We start from the raw sequence: 16,924 nt of genomic DNA, 5'->3' as shown, positions 1-16,924 counted from the left end.
GGATGCACTCACAAGGGTTGGGGGAGGTGGGCGGTAACGCTGACGCCTTCGGGACCGGCCTCCCACAGGAGGTGTCCACCAATGGCCAGCATGCGCTCATGCATGACTTCGCGCCCCACATGCATCCCCTGCCGCGCCTCCGTGCCGGTGGGCTCCGTGTGACTCAGGCCGCGCCCGCCATCGCTTATACGCAAGGTTATGCCCGAAGGCGCATCGGCGCTTAAGCTCAGGCTGACCGGGCAGGGGCCCCCGGCGTGCTTGCGGATATTGCTGACAGCCTCCTGCGCCACACGAAACAGGGCGGTTTCGACGGCGGAGGGCAGGGGCATGGCCCCTTTGGGCACCTCAAAGGTCACGGTATAACCGTCCGTCTCCAGTGACTCGGCCAGATAACGCAGGGCGGCGCGCAGGCCCAGATCATCGAGCAGGGTCGGGCGCAGACCGCCAATAATGGCGCGGATTTCCTGCACCAGCTCGCGCGCAATCTGGGCCAGACGCGCCCGCTGCGGCCCGGCGACGGGTTCCTGCGCGCGATCCGTGCCGCCTTCAAGCAGGCGGACCAGCGCCGTCGCGGTCTGAGCCACGCCATCGTGCAGTTCGTGCGACAGGCGGCGGCGTTCGTCTTCCTGCGCTGTGAACAGGCGGCCGACGACGTATTCCAGCCGCTGTTCGCGCTCACGCAAGGCGGCGGTCAGGCGGCCGCGTTCGGCCTCACGCTCGATGCGGCTGGCCGTGGCCCCCATCAGTTCCAGAACGAGCCGCACCGCCTCGCGGTCCTCGCCATCCGGAATGTCGCTCAGATCGGTGAAGCCGTCGATAATGACGAAGGCGAAGGGAGCCGTAGCCGTGCCTTCGCTCTGACCCGGCGCGCGCAGACCCAGCCCCGGGCCCTGTGGCGCGATAGACGCCCGGCCCCGCCCCAGAAAATGCGCCAGTCGCCCGGCGCAGGTCTGAAGCACGGTCTCGACCGTGGTCATCTCGGCCAGCGCCAGCTCACCCCCGGCCTGCGACAACAGCCGCAGCCGCGCCGCCCGCGCCTCGGCCGCGCGATACAGCTCGCGTAGTTCGGCGACGGTTTCAATCTGCGCAGACAGCAGGGGGGAGGCGCTTTCCATTGCCCGTCTCTATACCGGGAAAGCTCTGTTGTGCATAGGCCATCCGGCCTAGGCCGCAAGGCGCGCCAGTCGGCGGATGCGCCGCTATCCCGTCTGCCTCTACCTTGTCATCACAAGCCGCAACGATGTTGACGGCGTTTGAAGAGGAAAGGTGCAACACGATGAAAAAGATGAATTTGAAAGCCGCCTGTCTGGCTCTGGCCCTGCCGCTGGCCTTTGCGGGTGCCCCGGCGCTGGCGGCGGGTAATGCGGCTCAGATCAGCCCAGCCGTCTATGCCCCGATCACGGTGGCCGAAGTCGAAGCCGCCCAGAAGGCCTGGGGCGAGGCTCTGGTCGCCATTTCGACCGAAAATGACAAGAATGGCTACGCCGCTGCCAAGCGTCTGGCGGAAAAGGTGCTGGATAGCGCCTATGCTTATAATTACGGCCCGGTGCTGTTCAAGCCGACCCTGACGGTCGCGCCGCAGACCTTCCGCACCACCCGTGACGGCGCGCTGGCCTATTTTGTTGGTGGCGACACCAAGTTCCCGAACGACAAGGGCTTTGCGCTCAAGAGCTGGCGCGGCTTCAAGATCGACAATGCCGGCATCGTCATCACAGGCGACAGCGCCATTTCGATGGGCAATGTCACCCTGACCGACGCCAAGGGCAATGTCACCGTGGTGGACAAGACCTGGGGCTATGTCCGTGACGGCGAAGGCAAGCTGCGTATTGTTCTGCACCACTCCTCCCTGCCCTACTCGGCTAAGTAATCCCCCCCCCTTACTTAAGCCGTGTGCAGGCGGGTCAGGCGCTGACTCCCCCGTCTTTTGACCCGCCTGCGTCTTTTTTCTTTCAAGGTCCGTTTGATGTTTCGCATAACCCGGCTGGTGCCGCTCGCTTTTGGTTGTCTTGTGCCTTTTGCCGCTCAGGCGGCGAGCGAAGACACAGCCGTGTGGGGTGGCCTGCATTCCCAGTTCAAGCTGAACGACCGGGTCTCTGCGACGGTAGAAGTGCAGAAGCGCTTTAACAATGACGCCTCGCGCCTGGGGCAGTATGTGATCCGCCCCAGCGTCAGCTACGGTTTCAGCCCCACCACCCGCGGGAGCTTGGGCTATGCCTTCGTGCAGACCAATCCGCCGGGGCCGGCCAAGACGGATGAACACCGTCTGTGGCAACAACTGACTTACCGCGTGGCGGCTTTTGACGGCGGCGCGGTTCTGAACGGGCGCACGCGTCTGGAGCAAAGGCGAATAGATGGACGCGACGATATGGGCTGGCGGCTACGTCAGCAGCTTCGCTTCAGCAAGCCGCTCACACCGAAAGTCAGCGGCGTGGTGTGGAGCGAGGCCTTCTGGGCCGCCAACACGACGGACTGGGGGCAACGCGAAGGCCTTGAGCGGTGGCGCAACAGCGTGGGCGTATCTGTGCCCCTGACGTCCCGGCTGACCCTTGAGCCGGGCTATATTCATCAGTGGGTGCGCCGTCCGGGCGAAGACGCTGTTGACCATATTCTCAGCCTCAGTCTGACCGCGCAGTTTTAAAGGACTTTTCGTATGAGTGCCGTGCATCTGGCCGTTATGGCCGCGTTTTTCTTTGCCCCATCTGACTCGACTCCGGTCGAAAACATGCGCCTGTCCAAGGGCTTGGCGAAGCTTGAACCGGCGCATTTTGCCCGCCGCGCCCTCATCAAGGGCGACCACCTCGACGACGCCATTCTTCTGTCCACCGTGAAAGCGACGCGCAAACCGGGGCCAGCCAATGGGGCCTACATCTGGGACGGCCACGTTCAGGTGCGTATAGACCGGCAGACGGGTCAGGCGCGCTGGGAGGTCTGGCACGACCTGACCTACAGCGGGGCGCGCCGCGAGATATCGGAGGTGCGCTATCAGATCGGTGAGCGCCTCGTGAAGGTCAAACCGAGCACGGTGACGCACTGGATTGACTACTGCCCGGCATTTGAAATGCCCGGCGAATGCAGCCAGTTCACCCGCGTGGTGTTCGAGGTACCCGAAGAGGATATCCGCGCCATGGCCCAGTCCTACCAGCCGCAATCACGCACGCCGTGGCTGATCCGCCTGAAAGAAGCCCGTGGTGAAGATGTGACGATCGGCGTGGCCCCCGCCGAAGTGGCCGGAGCGTGGCAGGCGCGCTATGCGTTGAATTAGGGCCGCTGCCGGCTTAGTTCTTGGCTGTCCGCGATCAGCTCCCCAAGGCCCATAAGCTGGCGACCGCTGAGCTCAATACCATCTGCTTGCGCCTTCTGAAGATCGGGGCACGGATCAAAGAGACCGCCCATAGCGTAAGGATTTTCTTTGCCGCGGCTTGCCCGGAGGCTTCGCTCTTGCGCCATATACTGGCGCCCCTCAAACCCGCGCCCGCATGAACGACGGGGCTATGCCCCCGAAACCGCCGCCATCACCATCACCCCCATCGGAGAAAAATCAAACCCAGCGCGTGGCGGAATATACGAAGCGAACACTCGCGTCTGTGAAAAAGCCGACCTAAACGGAAAGCAGATGCTGTTACGATGACTGGACCGGGCTAGATGACATCGCAGACGATTATCCCGGCAGCAGCGGACGTCTGTTTCCCAGCAAATACGCCGATCCCGGTGCCTTTCCTATTAATCTTAATGAACTGATGGGGACGTTTTTAGATGCCGGAGGCAAGGTCGTCGGGTGTCCCTTCGCCGTCGGAAAGGCGTAGAAAATCGGGTTCCCGATGGCGCGAGCTCCCTTTTACTTTGGTACAAATGACGATGTGCTCACGGATACTGAAGAGGCGTCCTATGTCGTCATCGAAGTGCTTGGACTCTTCCCTGATGCTGATCTGATCAGGGCAAAGCCAGCCGCTATACCGCCGGAGCGATCTTTCGTCCTAGAGCCGACAGGCCCGAGAACTAGACCAGTTCGCGCAAGGTCACGGCCTATGTAAGCAATAACTCCGTGCCTGCGGCCGAGTTGCCGCAGCTGATACACAGTGTCTCTGTCGCTCTAAACGGTCTGGCATCTGCTCCCGTTGCCGAACCTGAACCTAAGACGCCCGCCGTCTCCATAAAAAAGTCGATCGGCGCGGACTACATCATCTGCCTCGAAGACGGTCGTCGCTTCAAATCCCTGAAGCGCCATCTGGCCTCGAAATACAACCTTACCCCCGACGAATATCGAGCCAAGTGGAACCTTCCCAAAGACTACCCGATGGTCGCCCCAGCCTATGCCGAAGCCCGTTCCAATCTGGCCAAACAGATGGGACTCGGACGAGGGGGACGCAAGGCGGCGTCTCAGGTGGGAGCAAAGCCTGGTCGTCGGGCGAAGGCATAGGCTCAGAGCATCGTTTCGAGGGCCCGTCTTGCGGCATCCCTCGTGCCAATGCCTATGAAAAGCCCCGGGGAGATCCCGGGGCTTTTGCCGTTTGGAGGTGGGGTTACGCGTTCAGGCGATCCTTGACCGCCTTGCCCGGCTGGAAGACCAGCTTCTTTGAGGCGGCGATCTGAATGGTGGCACCCGTCGACGGGTTTCGCCCTTCGCGCGCGGGCTTATCCTGGACCTTGAACTTGCCGAAGCTCGGAAAGTTGACTTCCTGCCCCAGAACGGCCGCTTCCAGGATGCTGCCAAAGATCGTGTCAACGATGGCCTTGGCCGCCGTCTTGGTCACGCCGTGTTCGGTTGCGATTTTGTCGATGAGGTCAGAGGTATTCATAGGTCTGTCTCCGATTGAAAGTCCCTGACTTGCCTTCCCGGACAGGCATTGGCAATACCCTTGGTCAGGTATACACCGGAAGAACCAACGGACTGTTGATTATTGCCGAGAATTGACCCAACGAGGATGCGGGGGAACAGTTGGACTGCCAGGAGGTGGTTCATGTAATGCTACACAGACAGGGTTCGCATAGCTGAGCCTTATCTCAAGCTCGGCAAGCGAATAAAGGCAACCATTCGCCAGCTGGGTTATTCTACTAACAATGCGCTTGAGGCATGGCGCTGAGAGTATGAGGGGCGGTTTGATTTACGCAAGCGCTGTGCAGTTCGGGCGCCGAAATATTCCGAGGATGAGAAGCAGGCGGGCGTCATCAGGCTATGTCGTGATGAAGAAGCGGCGCAAGAGGTCGTCGACAGGCTCGGCGAATGCCGGCTACCCCCAAGCGTAAAGCCGGCTCAGCCTTTGGCGGCCGCCTTGGCCTGCGTTTTGGCCAGATCAATGTGACGACCCATGGCCTTGATGAAGGGGTGACGCGCCAGCAGGCGGCGGCCCACAATGGCCACGATAACGAATCCGGCCCATACCTCCGGGCGGTTCCATTCCGGATGCAGGTCATAGATGAAGAATTTGAAGCCAATCGACAGCACCAGATAGGGCAGCAGGATCGCGCCCCAGCGCACGCATTCGTCCTTCAGGAAACCGCGCGGTCCCTCCGGGTGATAGCGCCACGCCTTATAGCTGACGCCCCAGCGGGTGAGCACGATCGGACTGACCACAATCAGTGAGATCACGCTGGAGATCATCACCATGGTCAGCGGGTGGGCGTGCTGCCAGCCAGTGGCGGCGGTGTGCGGATCGGGCCCCTTGTTAATACCCTCGATTGTGCAATCGTTCGCAGGATTAGGCCCGATTACCGCGATCTTGTCCACTCAAACCTGAGGCGGCGGACTCAGGCCGCCAGCGCCCGCACAAAGGACTGAAATTCAGCGTCAAGCGTTTCCGCCTGTTGTGTGAGGTGCCGGGACAGGCCCAGCAACTGAACAGAGGCCGCACCGGTGGATTCAGCCGCCGTTTCTACGCCGAAGATGTTTTCCGTTACCGACAGGGTGCGTGAGGCCGCCTGATGGGTGTTCGAGGCGATTTCCTGAGTGGCCATGCCCTGCTGTTCCACCGCGGCCGCGACCGCGCCATTGCGGTCAGCGACGTCGTCAATCCGCAGCGCAATCTCGTTGATGGCGGTCAGACAGGCGTTTGTGGCCTCTTGAATCTCTTCGATGCGACGCGAGATATCATCGGTGGCCATGGCGGTCTGGTTGGCCAGCGCCTTTACCTCTGTGGCGACCACGGCGAAGCCTTTGCCCGCCTCACCGGCACGGGCGGATTCAATAGTGGCATTGAGCGCCAGAAGATTGGTTTGGCGGGCGATGCTGCTGATCAGGCTGACCACCTCGCCAATACCCGCTGCGGCGGTCGCCAGAGCGCGGATTTCGGACTGGCTTTTCTGGGCGATGGTCGCCGCATCTTTTGAGGCCGATGTGGTTTCGCGCACCTGACTGGAAATTTCCATGACGGCGGCGCTCATCTCTTCGGTGGCGGCGGCCACGGTTTGCACATTACTGGAGGCGGAACTGGCGGCCTCATTGACGGCGGAGGCCTGTCGGGTGGTTTCTTCGGCGGAAGCCGACAGGGTCTGGGCGGCGGCCGAAAGCTCCTCGGACGAGCGCACCAGATCACTGGCCATAACGGCCATTTTGGTCCGGAACCGATCAACGAGGTCGCGTTCATAATCCAGCCGGGCCTGTCGGGCGGCCCGCGTCGCCTCCTGCTCCGCCTGTAAGGCCTTTCGCTCAATGAGAACCTGCCGGAAGCCAAGGATGGCGCGTGCCATGGCCCCGATCTCATCCTTCTGAGCCGTGGCCGCGACGTCCGAGGCAAGATTGTCCTCCGCCAGTTGGCCCATAACGCGCGACAGCGCGACCAGTTGCGAAGACATCTGACGCGCAACGTAAACCGCCAGTCCTATCGATAAGGCCGCCACCAGACCGGCAAGGCTCAGCATGCTGATCAGTTCTTTCCATACAGACTGGATGCGCGCCTGAAGCAAACGGTCAAGGTCTTGGGTCGTCACCTGCCAGACCGCTACGACGGCCTCATGAAAGCGGGTCTGAGCTTCGTTGAATTGCGCCTGATCCTGCGCGTCAACCGCCTGTCCCTGCCGCAGGCGGTTCGATATCGCCTCACGCGCCTCGGTCAGGGCCTCTGTCGCCGCCTTGAGTCGCAGGCGCGGGGTTTCCAGGCTCGCTGATAGTGTTTTGCTTTTCGTACCCGAAAGGGCGGACGACAGATTGAACGCCAAAGTGTCATTGGCCGCATCCAGATTGGCGCCCGAGACTTCAAAGGCGATGAGGTCCGACGTGTTAGGGGCCGTCGTAAGGCTTTTTACTGCGCGCGAAAGGTCGTCATTCAAGGCCACGATCTGAGGCAGGGTAACGGTCACGTTCGACTGTAGATAGTAGGTGTCAACGTCTGGGTCGAGCGTCAGATTGCTCGCATCGGCTGCGCGCGTTATAAGGGTGGCCAACAGATGGGGGTCGTTCCCACCGTCTGATTTTACCGCGGTGAGGGCGCTTTGAAAATCGGCCGTAGGGGTAAAACCGGGTGTCTCATTGAGGCTCAGGACCTTACCCTCTGCCAATGCGGCCCACAGGGGGCGGATGTAGCTCACGCCTTCCCGTTCTGATTCTGTGAAAGAAATCATAGACCTTTCGCTCACTACGAAAAGGCCGGTCATCAGGGATAGGGGTACGGCCATAGCGGCCACAATCAGTATGAATTTCCCCGCCAGAGGCAGATTGGCCAGTTTCAGACGCATGTTCCCTCGGTTTTATCGCTTTCGCGTATTTGTAGAATAACACCATTCTTTGAACGAGGTTAACAAACCTATAAATTGTAGGCGTCAGCCATGTGCGATTATTCAACGGTGACGCAAATCTCTTTCAGCGTGCAAGCCCTTTAAGACCATGCACCGTCAAAGTGAACGCAATGCCCCCAGCAACCGCGCCATATCGGCTGGGGTCGAGCTATAGCCCGGCGTGACGCGCAGGCAGGCCCCGCCGTCAAGACCGGTGCGTGTCACGGTGAACAGGCCGTGCGCGTCCAGAAGGCGTTTGGCCAGTGCCGCGTGCGTGTCCGGTGATGGACTGGACGGATGCTTGCTGATTTTTCTAAAATTTCAATTTTAGTCAGTATGTTACCCAAGTGACAAATTTTGAGCTGTACTTTTTGCTGTACCGAATCGACCAGAATGGTCGTCAATGGGTGTGAAAGAAGGTAATTCGGCAAAATGGTGCGGTATTTTTTGACCGTTAGTTGCATTGGATGCCAACTGGCATGGAGATGCCGCATCCCAATGTTGAGCCCGTTGCGGTAGGCTAACCAACCGATGCGGTTGACACCGACAGCAAGGTGCGCTGGCAGTTTGGAAAGCAGATGCGCCAATTCTGGCTCTTTCTCGTTGCGGTTATAGAGCAATCAGTGAACCACATATCACGAGATTTCCGGAGTTGGTCCATTGCAGACCTAAAAGCGACAAACAGCGGCTAAGAAAGCTGACATTGAATGTGTGATAGAGTGAAAATTTGATCTGACGTGATGGGGTGGACGGCTCCCGCTCCCGGCATCTAGGTGCCATACTGTGGCTGTCAAAGGTCACAACATTGGAGAGCCATCCATGAAAGAGGTTACCACGATCGGTCTTGATATTGCCAAGCATGTTTTCCAAGCCCATGGGATAGCGGCCGATGGGGCGGTTGTTTTTCGACGAAAGTTACGTCGAAACGAGGTTGGAGCCTTTTTCGCAGGGCTTCCATCCTGCCTAATCGGTATTGAAGCGTGCGCTACAGCTCATTTCTGGGCGCGGCAACTGATTGATTTGGGCCACCAAGTCAAACTCATTCCGGCAGCTTATGTGAAGCCTTACGTGAAGCGACAAAAGAATGATGCCGCTGATGCCGAAGCCATATGCGAGGCAGTCACTCGGCCGACGATGCGCTTTGTGCCGGTGAAGACCGAGGAACAGCAAAGCGTGCTGATGCTTCACCGCGTCCGCGAACTCCTCATTCGGCAACGGACTATGCTTGTAAACGCCCTTAGGGGGCACCTTGCCGAACTTGGGCTCGTGACCCAGCTGGGTGCCCGCGGCGTTGATATGCTGTTAGCCTTAGTGGAAGACGAAGACCACGACATGATCACCACAGTCGCTCGTACAGCCTTACTCCCGATCGCCCAACAATTGCGGGACCTGGACCTGCAGGTTGGCGAGGTGGATAAGCAGATATTGGCTTGGCACCGGTCGAATGATCTCAGCCAAAGGCTTGAGACTATACCCGGGATTGGCCCGATTACGGCCAGCGCTATCGCCGCTACGGTAGCTGATGCATCTTTGTTCAAATCGGGCCGGCAGCTTGCCGCCTGGCTTGGCCTTGTGCCGCGTCAAAACTCGTCTGGAGGAAAAGAGCGGCTTGGCAAAATCACCAAGCAGGGCGATCCCTATATCCGACGATTGCTGGTCGTGGGTGCGGCGGCCGTCTTGCGATTTAGCAAAAGCGCAAAATCGACGACAGCGGCGTGGGGTGCTGGAATGTTGTCTCGAAAACCGTACACCGTAGTGGCCGTTGCTATGGCCAACAAGATGGCGCGCATTGCCTGGGCGCTCATGGTGAACGGAACACGCTTTAACGGAATGACCGCGTAGGCCACCTGCGCAGGTTCAGCGAATTGGTGAGGTGCTGATGGTGTGATGAATGCGGTCGATACCGAGATTGGAAAAACCCGTCGTTGGGAGCTGGCGCAAAAAAAGCGCGATGACGTGTCTGGGATCCAATCTGCGGAATACATCAGGGCCAGCGGCAATGAACGGCCGCATCAAAAGGCCGGACACATGCCTGCACCCGACCGATATCAATACACCAAAATCTTCTTGCCAATAGGGAGCCGTCCACACATGCTCCCCATTTCTTGGCCACCCGAACAAGATCGTGAACGACTCACGCAAAGCCATTGATGCTTTGAGGGACAACGGAGACATAGGGGACGACGTGTATCGACGGATCGAACAGGAACTGGACTGGCTGGAATTAAGCTCGCTGAGATGAGGGGCCTTAGGACATCTGCCTGTCTTTGAAGCGTCTTAAGTTCATGATGAGTTATCCCCCCAAAGGCGTCTGGTCCAGCTTACGACTTAACGCTTCGACTCTTTGTTCAAGTCTGGCGATCCGGCGCTCTAAAATATCTACCTCAGTTGTATCAAAGGCGTCCGTAAGCCGGCTGAGCCATTTTGAAAATGGCCCCTTTTGCCGATCTGGCCGCTGTGAAGATTGAAACATAACAGCTCCTGTTTTTCTCACTTTCAGATATCGCCACCCAGAGATTTGAACACAGCGACACTCGCCCGTGAGACGCCCGTCATCGACTGGATCCGGGCGTCACGGGCACGCAAGGCGGCGTCCTCGGCGCCAAGCACCTCAATTTGACTGACGGCGCCGGCTTGATAGGCAGCCTCCGTAGCCGATCGCGCACGTTCAAGATCGGCGACGCCCTGCGCGAGCACGGCGTCCTGTGTGCTTTGGTTGGCTGCGGCGGAATAGGCGTTTTCAACGTCCTCGGTGGCGCGTAATGCGGCTAGTCTATAGGCCGAAAGCGCCTGTGCTTCGTCCCCCTTCGCCTGCTTGATTTGGGCGTCGATGCGCGCGAAGTCGAACACACGCCAGCGTAGTCCCAGGGTCACGGCTGACTGTGAGGCCCGATCACTAAACAGATTGCCGCTTGAGACACTTGTGGCACCGCCCAGCAAAGCACCAAGCGAGAATTTGGGGTAGTATTCTGTCGTCGCCGCATCCTTACGTGCTATGGCGGCGGTCAGATGCCGTTCGGCAACAATGAGATCGGGCCGACGACGCAGAAGCTCACTGGGTGTGCCCGCAGGTGCGATCCGAACGACGGCAGGGAGAGATCTGTGGGGCGTCAACTCTGTTCTGTGGGTGCCCGCGGGTGTTCCCAGCAGAATGTCCAGGGCGTTCATCGCCCCATCGAGCGCAACATTGAGTGCCGGTATCCGGGCCTCGGCTTCGGAAACGGAAGCGGAGGCCTGCCTGACCTGTACTTCTGGGGTGAGCCCCTCTGCATAAAGTTTTTCGACCTTTTCCAATAGGGCGCGCCGGGTCTGGACCTGACGTTCGGCTACATCAAGGCGGGCCTGCAAGCCGCGAATAACGATGTAAGTGTCAACCACTGCCGAGGCAATGGTGAGGCGGGTCGCCGCGATCCCCGCTTCAGACGCCTCGTAGTCCGCCTTTGCCGCCTCGCGGCTGCGCTGCAGTCCGCCAGAGAGATCAATCTCCCAATTGGCAAGGAGGTTAAGCTCGTAGCTTTCGCCGTGGCGGTCGAACCCCGGACTGGCGGAAAGAACCTGACCCAGAGGGGTCTCCAGAGATTGGGTCGCCTTGGCCGCCTGACCTGAAAGGTTTGCCGAAGGCAACAAGGCTGCGGTCGCGGCGCTGAGGCCCGCACGGGCCTGCTGCGTCCGAGCCATCGCCTGCGCCAGATCCAGATTCTGCTGCAGCGCCGTCGCCACATAGCCATCCAGCTGAGAATCGCCAAAGAGAGTCCACCACGCCTGAAGGCGACGGGGTGTACTGTCGAGGTTTGATTGGCGCACGCTTTCGCCAAGAAACTGATCTGGCAAAACCACTTTTGACGTATAGCTTGGCGGAGTAGCGGCGCATCCAGAGAGTGCGCTGACGGCGAAGAGTGCGGCGATAAAGGGGCGCTGTGACATAAAGGGTGTCCGTTATTAACTTGTGACCATATTATCAAATGGTCACAAGTTGTCAAACTGGGATTGTGGGCGTATGGTCCGCCTCATGACACAGTTAAAAGACTACCCCCTGTCCTCAAGAGGGCCCGCAGGTCATGAGGTGAGAGATCAGATTGTTCTCGCCGCGACGGAACATTTCAGTCGTTACGGTTATGAAAAGACCACGGTGTCTGATCTGGCAAAAGCAATCGGCTTTTCAAAGGCCTACATCTACAAGTTTTTTGAGTCGAAGCAGGCGATCGGTGAAATGATCTGCGCCAACTGCCTGCATGAGATTGAGACCGAGGTGATCGCCAGCGTCGCGGCGGCCCCCACGCCACCAGAAAAGCTCAGACGCCTTTTCAAATCAGCGGTTGAGGCCAGTTTGCGTCTGTTTTTCGAGGATCGTAAACTTTACGAAATCGCGTCTTCGGCGGCGACGCAGCGTTGGGACTCGGTCACCACCTATGAGGAACGCATGCAGGTCCTGGTGCGTAAGGTGATTCAGGAGGGCCGGTTGTCCGGCGATTTCGAGCGCAAAACCCCTTTGGATGAAGCGACGCTTTCAATCTACCTCGTTCTCAGACCCTATCTCCACCCTCTCTTGCTCTCCTACAGTTTTGATTACACGGAAGGCGCGCCGGGCCATCTGGCCAGTCTGGCGCTGCGGAGCCTGGCGCCATAGTTTTGAAAGTGACTATTGACGAAAATGGTCACATGTTCCATATGGAGGGTCTAGTCAACTTCTGTATGGGGCTGTCATGCGCTTGCGCCGTCTTGCTACCACTTCACTTTTCTTGTTCCTGCCCCTTGCCCTCACGGCCTGCGGTGAGAAGCCTGCCGATGATCCGCGCCTTAAGTCGGTCGCGGTTCGAGCTGTAACCGCCTTGCCGTCCGAAGACGGCTCACGGGCTTTCACCGGGGTTGTTGCCGCGCGCATACAGAGTGATCTCGGTTTTCGTGTGGGGGGTAAGATCGTCGAACGTCTGGTTGACGCAGGGCAGACGGTGACACGCGGACAAGCCCTGTTTCGCATCGATCCGATCGATCTGAAATTAGCGGTCAAAGCGCAGGACGATGCCGTCCTCGCCGCCCAAGCCAGGGCCGACCAGACGGCTGCGGACGAGGCGCGCTATCGGGCGCTTCGCGGTAGCGGCGCAATCTCAGCCTCGGCCTATGATCAGGCCAAGGCGGCGGCTGATGCGGCAAAGTCTCAGTTGTCCGCGGCCAAGGCGCAGGCCGAACTGGCCCGAAACGCGAGCCAGTACAGTGTTCTTGTCGCCGATGCCGATGGCATCGTTACAGAAACGCTTGCCGAGCCGGGTCAGGTAGTGAGCGCGGGACAGACGGTCGCGCGACTGGCGCGCTCAGGCCCGCGTGAAGCCGTAATCCAGCTCCCCGAAACGGTCCGACCGCCTGTGGGTTCAAGCGCAACGGCCATCCTTTATGGGGATGCGGGACAGTCCGGCGCCGCGCAGCTTCGTCAGCTTTCGGGGGCGGCAGACCCCATCACTAGAACCTTTGAAGCGCGATTTGTCCTTGAAGGGACTCTCGCTGATACCCCGATTGGTAGCACCGTCACGATCCGTTTGCCGCAATCCGGTGGGGCTGTGTCGGGAAGCCTGAAGGTGCCGCTGTCGGCAATTCATGATGCGGGGCGCGGTCCCGGTCTGTGGGTCGTACGTGGCCGGCCAGAGAAAGTGCACTGGGTTTCGGTCACACTCGACCGTGTCAGTGATGATGTGGCCACCGTCAGTGGTGCCGTCAATTCAGGAGACAGGGTCGTCGCTCTCGGGGCTCATTTGCTTCGTGAAGGACAAGAGGTTCGCGTCCTGACGCAGGAAAGCAATGGAGCGCATCAATGAGTTCGGGTGGCTTTAACCTTTCGGCGCTTGCGGTGCGCGAGCGCGCGATTACGCTGTTCCTTATCATCCTTATATCGGTTGCGGGTATTTACTCATTTGCGCGACTAGGCCGCGCCGAAGACCCGGCGTTCACTGTGAAGGTCATGACGATCGTGTCTGTATGGCCCGGTGCCACGGCGCAGGAGATGCAGGATCAGGTCGCTGAAAAAATTGAAAAGCGACTTCAGGAACTCCGCTTTTATGATCGTACGGAGACCTATACCCGGCCAGGCCTGGCGTTCACAACGCTGTCGCTGCGTGACGATACGCCCCCAAGTGAGGTTCAGTCAGAGTTTTATCAGGCCCGCAAAAAGGTCGGTGATGAAGTGCCCAATCTGCCGCAGGGGGTTATCGGTCCGCTCGTCAACGATGAGTATGCCGATGTGACCTTCGCTCTTTATGCCTTGAAGGCGAAGGGCGAACCGCAACGGGTTCTGGTTCGCGAAGCCGAAGGGCTGAGACAACGGCTCTTGCATGTGGACGGCGTCAAGAAGGTCAATCTGATTGGCGAACAGCCTGAGCGTATTTTTGTCGAGTTTTCACAAGACCGTCTGACGACGCTGGGCATACCCCCGCAGGCGGTTTTCGGTGCACTGAGTGGTCAGAATCTTCTGACGCCCGCCGGTTCGATTGAGACGCAGGGACCGCAGGTTCAGGTCCGTCTTGATGGTGCCTTTGATGAGTTGCAGAAGATTCGTGACACGCCCATCGTCGTCGGCACGCGTACACTCAAACTTTCGGATATCGCCACGGTCAGACGCGGCTATGAGGATCCTTCGACCTTCATGATTCGCAATGCAGGCGAGCCTGCTCTTTTGCTTGGCGTCGTAATGAAAGACGGCGTCAATGGTTTGGACTTTGGTAAGTCACTCGAAAAAGAAGTTTCGGCGATCAATCAGTCATTCCCGTTGGGGATGCACCTCGACAAGGTGACGGATCAGTCGGTGAACATCGGCGCCTCTGTCGATGAATTCATGATCAAGTTCTGCGTAGCGCTTTTGGTGGTTATGCTCGTCTGCTTCCTCAGCATGGGGTGGCGCGTGGGTATCGTCGTGGCGGCTGCCGTCCCCCTGACATTGGCTATTGTCTTCGTCATCATGATGGCGACGGGCAAGAATTTCGACCGCATCACACTGGGATCGCTCATTCTGGCGCTTGGGCTGCTGGTCGATGACGCCATCATCGCGATCGAAATGATGGTTGTGAAGATGGAGGAGGGCTACAGCCGCGTCGCCGCATCGGCCTACGCCTGGAGTCATACGGCCGCCCCCATGCTTTCGGGTACGCTTGTGACGGCCGTCGGTTTTATGCCCAATGGTTTCGCGCGTTCGAGTGCGGGCGAATACACGAGCAATATGTTCTGGATCGTGGGCATCGCCCTCATTGCCTCGTGGATCGTGGCTGTCGTCTTTACGCCTTACCTCGGCGTCAAACTTTTGCCTGACCGAAAGCCGGTCGAGGGTGGTCACAAGGCGCTTTACGATACGCCTAGATATAATCAGTTTCGACGTCTTCTGAGCCGTGTCATCGCTTCGAAGTGGATAGTGGCGGGTACGGTGGTTGGTCTTTTTGTCGCCAGTATTGGTGGTATGGCCATCGTCAAAAAGCAGTTTTTCCCGGTCTCTGATCGCCCGGAAGTCCTCATCGAGGTCCAGATGCCTTATGGGAGTTCTATCGACGCCACCAGCCGGGCAACGGCAAAGGTGGAGGCCTGGCTGGCAAAGCAAAAAGAGGCGCACATTGTCACGTCCTATATAGGACAAGGGGCGCCGCGTTTCTTCCTTGCCATGGGGCCAGAGCTGCCTGACCCGTCTTTTGCGAAAATTGTCGTCCGGACGAACAATGAGCATGAACGCGAGGCTCTCAAGCATAGAGCGCGAGATGTGATTGCCAACGGTCTCGCTCCTGAGGCTCAGGTGCGTGTCACGCAACTGGTTTTCGGTCCCTATTCACCATATCCGGTGGCCTACCGCGTGTCAGGTCCGGACCCCGCTGTCCTGCGTGCTATCGCGGCCGATGTGGAAAAGACCATGAGAAGCAGTGGTATGATGCGCACGGTGAATACAGACTGGGGCACCAGAACCCCCACCTTACACTTCACCTTGCAACAGGACCGTCTTCAGGCTCTGGGCCTGACAACGAGTTCAGTGTCCCAGCAACTGCAGTTTCTTTTGAGTGGTGTACCGGTTACCGCCGTACGTGAGGATATTCGCACCGTTCAGGTCGTTGCGCGATCTGCCGGGACGACCCGCCTTGACCCTGAACGGATCGGCGAATTCAGCGTGGTCGGTGCCAACGGACAACGGGTCCCGTTATCGCAAATCGGTAAGGTAGAGGTGCGCTTTGAAGAGCCCGTTATGCGCCGGCGTGACCGTGTCCCGACTATCACGGTACGGGGCGACATCGCAGAGACGCTTCAGCCACCAGATGTTTCTTCGGCGATTACAAAGTCCCTGAAGCCTCTGGTTGCCAAGCTTCCCGATGGGTATCAGATTGTTGAAGCCGGTGCGATTGAGGAATCCGGGAAAGCGTCCGCCGCTATGCTGCCGGTCTTTCCGATTATGCTGGCGCTCACCCTGTTGATCATTATTTTGCAGGTAAGATCGATCGCCGAAATGATCATGGTCTTTCTGACCAGCCCTCTGGGCTTGATCGGGGTCGTACCTACTTTGATCCTGTTTCAGCAGCCTTTTGGTATCAATGCACTCGTTGGCCTGATCGCACTGTCCGGTATTTTGATGCGCAACACCCTGATCCTGATCGGGCAGATCAACGAAAACGCTCAGGAGGGACTTAACCCCTTCCAGTCGGTCGTCGAGGCCACAGTGCAGCGGGCCAGACCTGTGATTCTCACGGCACTTGCAGCAGTGCTGGCCTTTATTCCTCTGACCCACTCGGTTTTCTGGGGAACACTGGCCTATACGCTGATTGGCGGCACGATAGCCGGTACGGTGCTTACGCTGGTCTTCCTGCCGGCCATGTACGCCATATGGTTCAAGATTAAACCCACACCAGGAGATGCAAAACCCGAGGAGGCCAGTGCCGCTACATCATTATGATTTCTGGTAGAAACATAATGATCCAGCTTTTGTTTAGCCCCTCGCCGGGCGGTGGCTTGCGCCACCTTGGCCGCCGCCTCAATGGCGGCTTCAGCGGAATGATTCCAGTAGGAATCATTCCGCTCTAACGGTTAGTCTCGAGTTTCGGTTTGAAGCGATGGGCGGAAACGAAGTTCGGCGAAGCCAAAAGTGCGAGCGGTCTTCCGAAAAAAACATCGCTAAAAAACAAGAGTTTAGAGCGAAATGGCGATACCACTTAAAGTCATTTCGCTCTAATCTGAACGATATCCGCTAAAAAATGAGCGACCGGGT

General features: G+C 58.7%; 14 protein-coding genes and 2 pseudogenes. 10 read left to right on the top strand and 6 right to left on the bottom strand.

Going from position 1 to position 16,924, the window contains the following annotated elements; translation table 11 throughout:
- Nucleotides 1–8: 8 nt before the first annotated feature.
- Entirely contained in the window at nucleotides 9–1,115 is a 1,107-nt protein-coding gene (locus EM6_RS16975) for a sensor histidine kinase (RefSeq protein WP_126424329.1), read from the bottom strand.
- A gap of 161 nt (nucleotides 1,116–1,276) precedes the next feature.
- On the opposite strand from EM6_RS16975, the gene EM6_RS16970 reads away from it, so the two are divergent.
- The 5 genes and pseudogenes from EM6_RS16970 (at nucleotide 1,277) to EM6_RS16950 (ending at nucleotide 4,417) form a co-directional block, all read left to right on the top strand.
- On the top strand, nucleotides 1,277–1,867 hold the full coding sequence (locus EM6_RS16970; protein WP_126424328.1) for a phosphoribosyl-AMP cyclohydrolase: 591 nt from the start codon (nucleotides 1,277–1,279) through the stop codon (nucleotides 1,865–1,867).
- A 96-nt stretch (nucleotides 1,868–1,963) separates the two neighbouring features.
- Nucleotides 1,964–2,638, top strand: a complete 675-nt coding sequence (locus EM6_RS16965) for a DUF2490 domain-containing protein (protein ID WP_126424327.1) — start codon at nucleotides 1,964–1,966, stop codon at nucleotides 2,636–2,638.
- 12 nt (nucleotides 2,639–2,650) lie between these two features.
- Nucleotides 2,651–3,262 carry a hypothetical protein gene (locus EM6_RS16960; protein ID WP_126424326.1) on the top strand — a complete coding sequence of 204 codons (612 nt, stop codon included), beginning with the start codon at nucleotides 2,651–2,653 and terminating at the stop codon, nucleotides 3,260–3,262.
- A gap of 20 nt (nucleotides 3,263–3,282) precedes the next feature.
- Nucleotides 3,283–3,480 (top strand): annotated as a pseudogene (locus tag EM6_RS16955) (transposase); the annotation flags it as partial.
- A gap of 577 nt (nucleotides 3,481–4,057) precedes the next feature.
- A complete protein-coding gene (locus EM6_RS16950; protein ID WP_331876942.1) occupies nucleotides 4,058–4,417 on the top strand; it encodes a MucR family transcriptional regulator in 360 nt (119 codons plus the stop codon).
- Between the two features lie 103 nt (nucleotides 4,418–4,520).
- On the opposite strand, the gene EM6_RS16945 is transcribed toward EM6_RS16950, so the two are convergent.
- On the bottom strand, nucleotides 4,521–4,796 hold the full coding sequence (locus EM6_RS16945) for an HU family DNA-binding protein (protein ID WP_126424324.1): 276 nt from the start codon (nucleotides 4,794–4,796) through the stop codon (nucleotides 4,521–4,523).
- A 189-nt stretch (nucleotides 4,797–4,985) separates the two neighbouring features.
- Here EM6_RS16945 and EM6_RS17625 point away from each other — a divergent pair.
- A pseudogene (locus EM6_RS17625) lies at nucleotides 4,986–5,153 on the top strand (IS3 family transposase); the annotation flags it as partial.
- Between the two features lie 98 nt (nucleotides 5,154–5,251).
- Here EM6_RS17625 and EM6_RS16940 read toward each other — a convergent pair.
- The 3 genes from EM6_RS16940 to EM6_RS16930 form a co-directional block, all read right to left on the bottom strand.
- Entirely contained in the window at nucleotides 5,252–5,587 is a 336-nt protein-coding gene (locus EM6_RS16940) for a hypothetical protein (RefSeq protein WP_232037199.1), read from the bottom strand.
- A 158-nt stretch (nucleotides 5,588–5,745) separates the two neighbouring features.
- The gene (locus EM6_RS16935; RefSeq protein WP_232037198.1) at nucleotides 5,746–7,521 is read right to left on the bottom strand and encodes a methyl-accepting chemotaxis protein; all 1,776 of its coding nucleotides are present in this window, start codon (nucleotides 7,519–7,521) and stop codon (nucleotides 5,746–5,748) included.
- A 407-nt stretch (nucleotides 7,522–7,928) separates the two neighbouring features.
- Nucleotides 7,929–8,294 (bottom strand): hypothetical protein, encoded by a 366-nt coding sequence (locus EM6_RS16930; protein WP_126424322.1) that lies wholly within the window; start codon nucleotides 8,292–8,294, stop codon nucleotides 7,929–7,931.
- A 232-nt stretch (nucleotides 8,295–8,526) separates the two neighbouring features.
- Between EM6_RS16930 and EM6_RS16925 the strand changes: the two genes are divergently transcribed.
- Complete coding sequence (locus EM6_RS16925) at nucleotides 8,527–9,549, top strand: IS110 family transposase (RefSeq protein ID WP_126420472.1); 1,023 nt, start codon at nucleotides 8,527–8,529, stop codon at nucleotides 9,547–9,549.
- Nucleotides 9,550–10,203: 654 nt separating this feature from the next.
- Here EM6_RS16925 and EM6_RS16920 read toward each other — a convergent pair.
- The gene (locus EM6_RS16920) at nucleotides 10,204–11,631 is read right to left on the bottom strand and encodes an efflux transporter outer membrane subunit (RefSeq protein ID WP_126424321.1); all 1,428 of its coding nucleotides are present in this window, start codon (nucleotides 11,629–11,631) and stop codon (nucleotides 10,204–10,206) included.
- Between the two features lie 73 nt (nucleotides 11,632–11,704).
- Here EM6_RS16920 and EM6_RS16915 point away from each other — a divergent pair, with 73 nt between their 5' ends.
- The 3 genes from EM6_RS16915 to EM6_RS16905 all read left to right on the top strand — a co-directional run bounded on the left by EM6_RS16915 (nucleotide 11,705) and on the right by EM6_RS16905 (nucleotide 16,612).
- Nucleotides 11,705–12,334 carry a TetR/AcrR family transcriptional regulator gene (locus EM6_RS16915; protein WP_232037197.1) on the top strand — a complete coding sequence of 210 codons (630 nt, stop codon included), beginning with the start codon at nucleotides 11,705–11,707 and terminating at the stop codon, nucleotides 12,332–12,334.
- A gap of 76 nt (nucleotides 12,335–12,410) precedes the next feature.
- Complete coding sequence (locus tag EM6_RS16910) at nucleotides 12,411–13,514, top strand: efflux RND transporter periplasmic adaptor subunit (RefSeq protein ID WP_126424320.1); 1,104 nt, start codon at nucleotides 12,411–12,413, stop codon at nucleotides 13,512–13,514.
- Nucleotides 13,511–16,612 (top strand): efflux RND transporter permease subunit, encoded by a 3,102-nt coding sequence (locus tag EM6_RS16905; RefSeq protein WP_126424319.1) that lies wholly within the window; start codon nucleotides 13,511–13,513, stop codon nucleotides 16,610–16,612. The genes EM6_RS16910 and EM6_RS16905 overlap by 4 nt, the downstream gene beginning before the upstream one ends.
- Nucleotides 16,613–16,924: the final 312 nt, after the last annotated feature.

It is taken from the genome of Asticcacaulis excentricus (genome assembly GCF_003966695.1).
GTDB classification, from domain to species: domain Bacteria; phylum Pseudomonadota; class Alphaproteobacteria; order Caulobacterales; family Caulobacteraceae; genus Asticcacaulis; species Asticcacaulis excentricus_A.
Note: the sequence above shows the minus strand (reverse complement) of the source record. Positions and strands in the feature narration are given on the sequence as shown.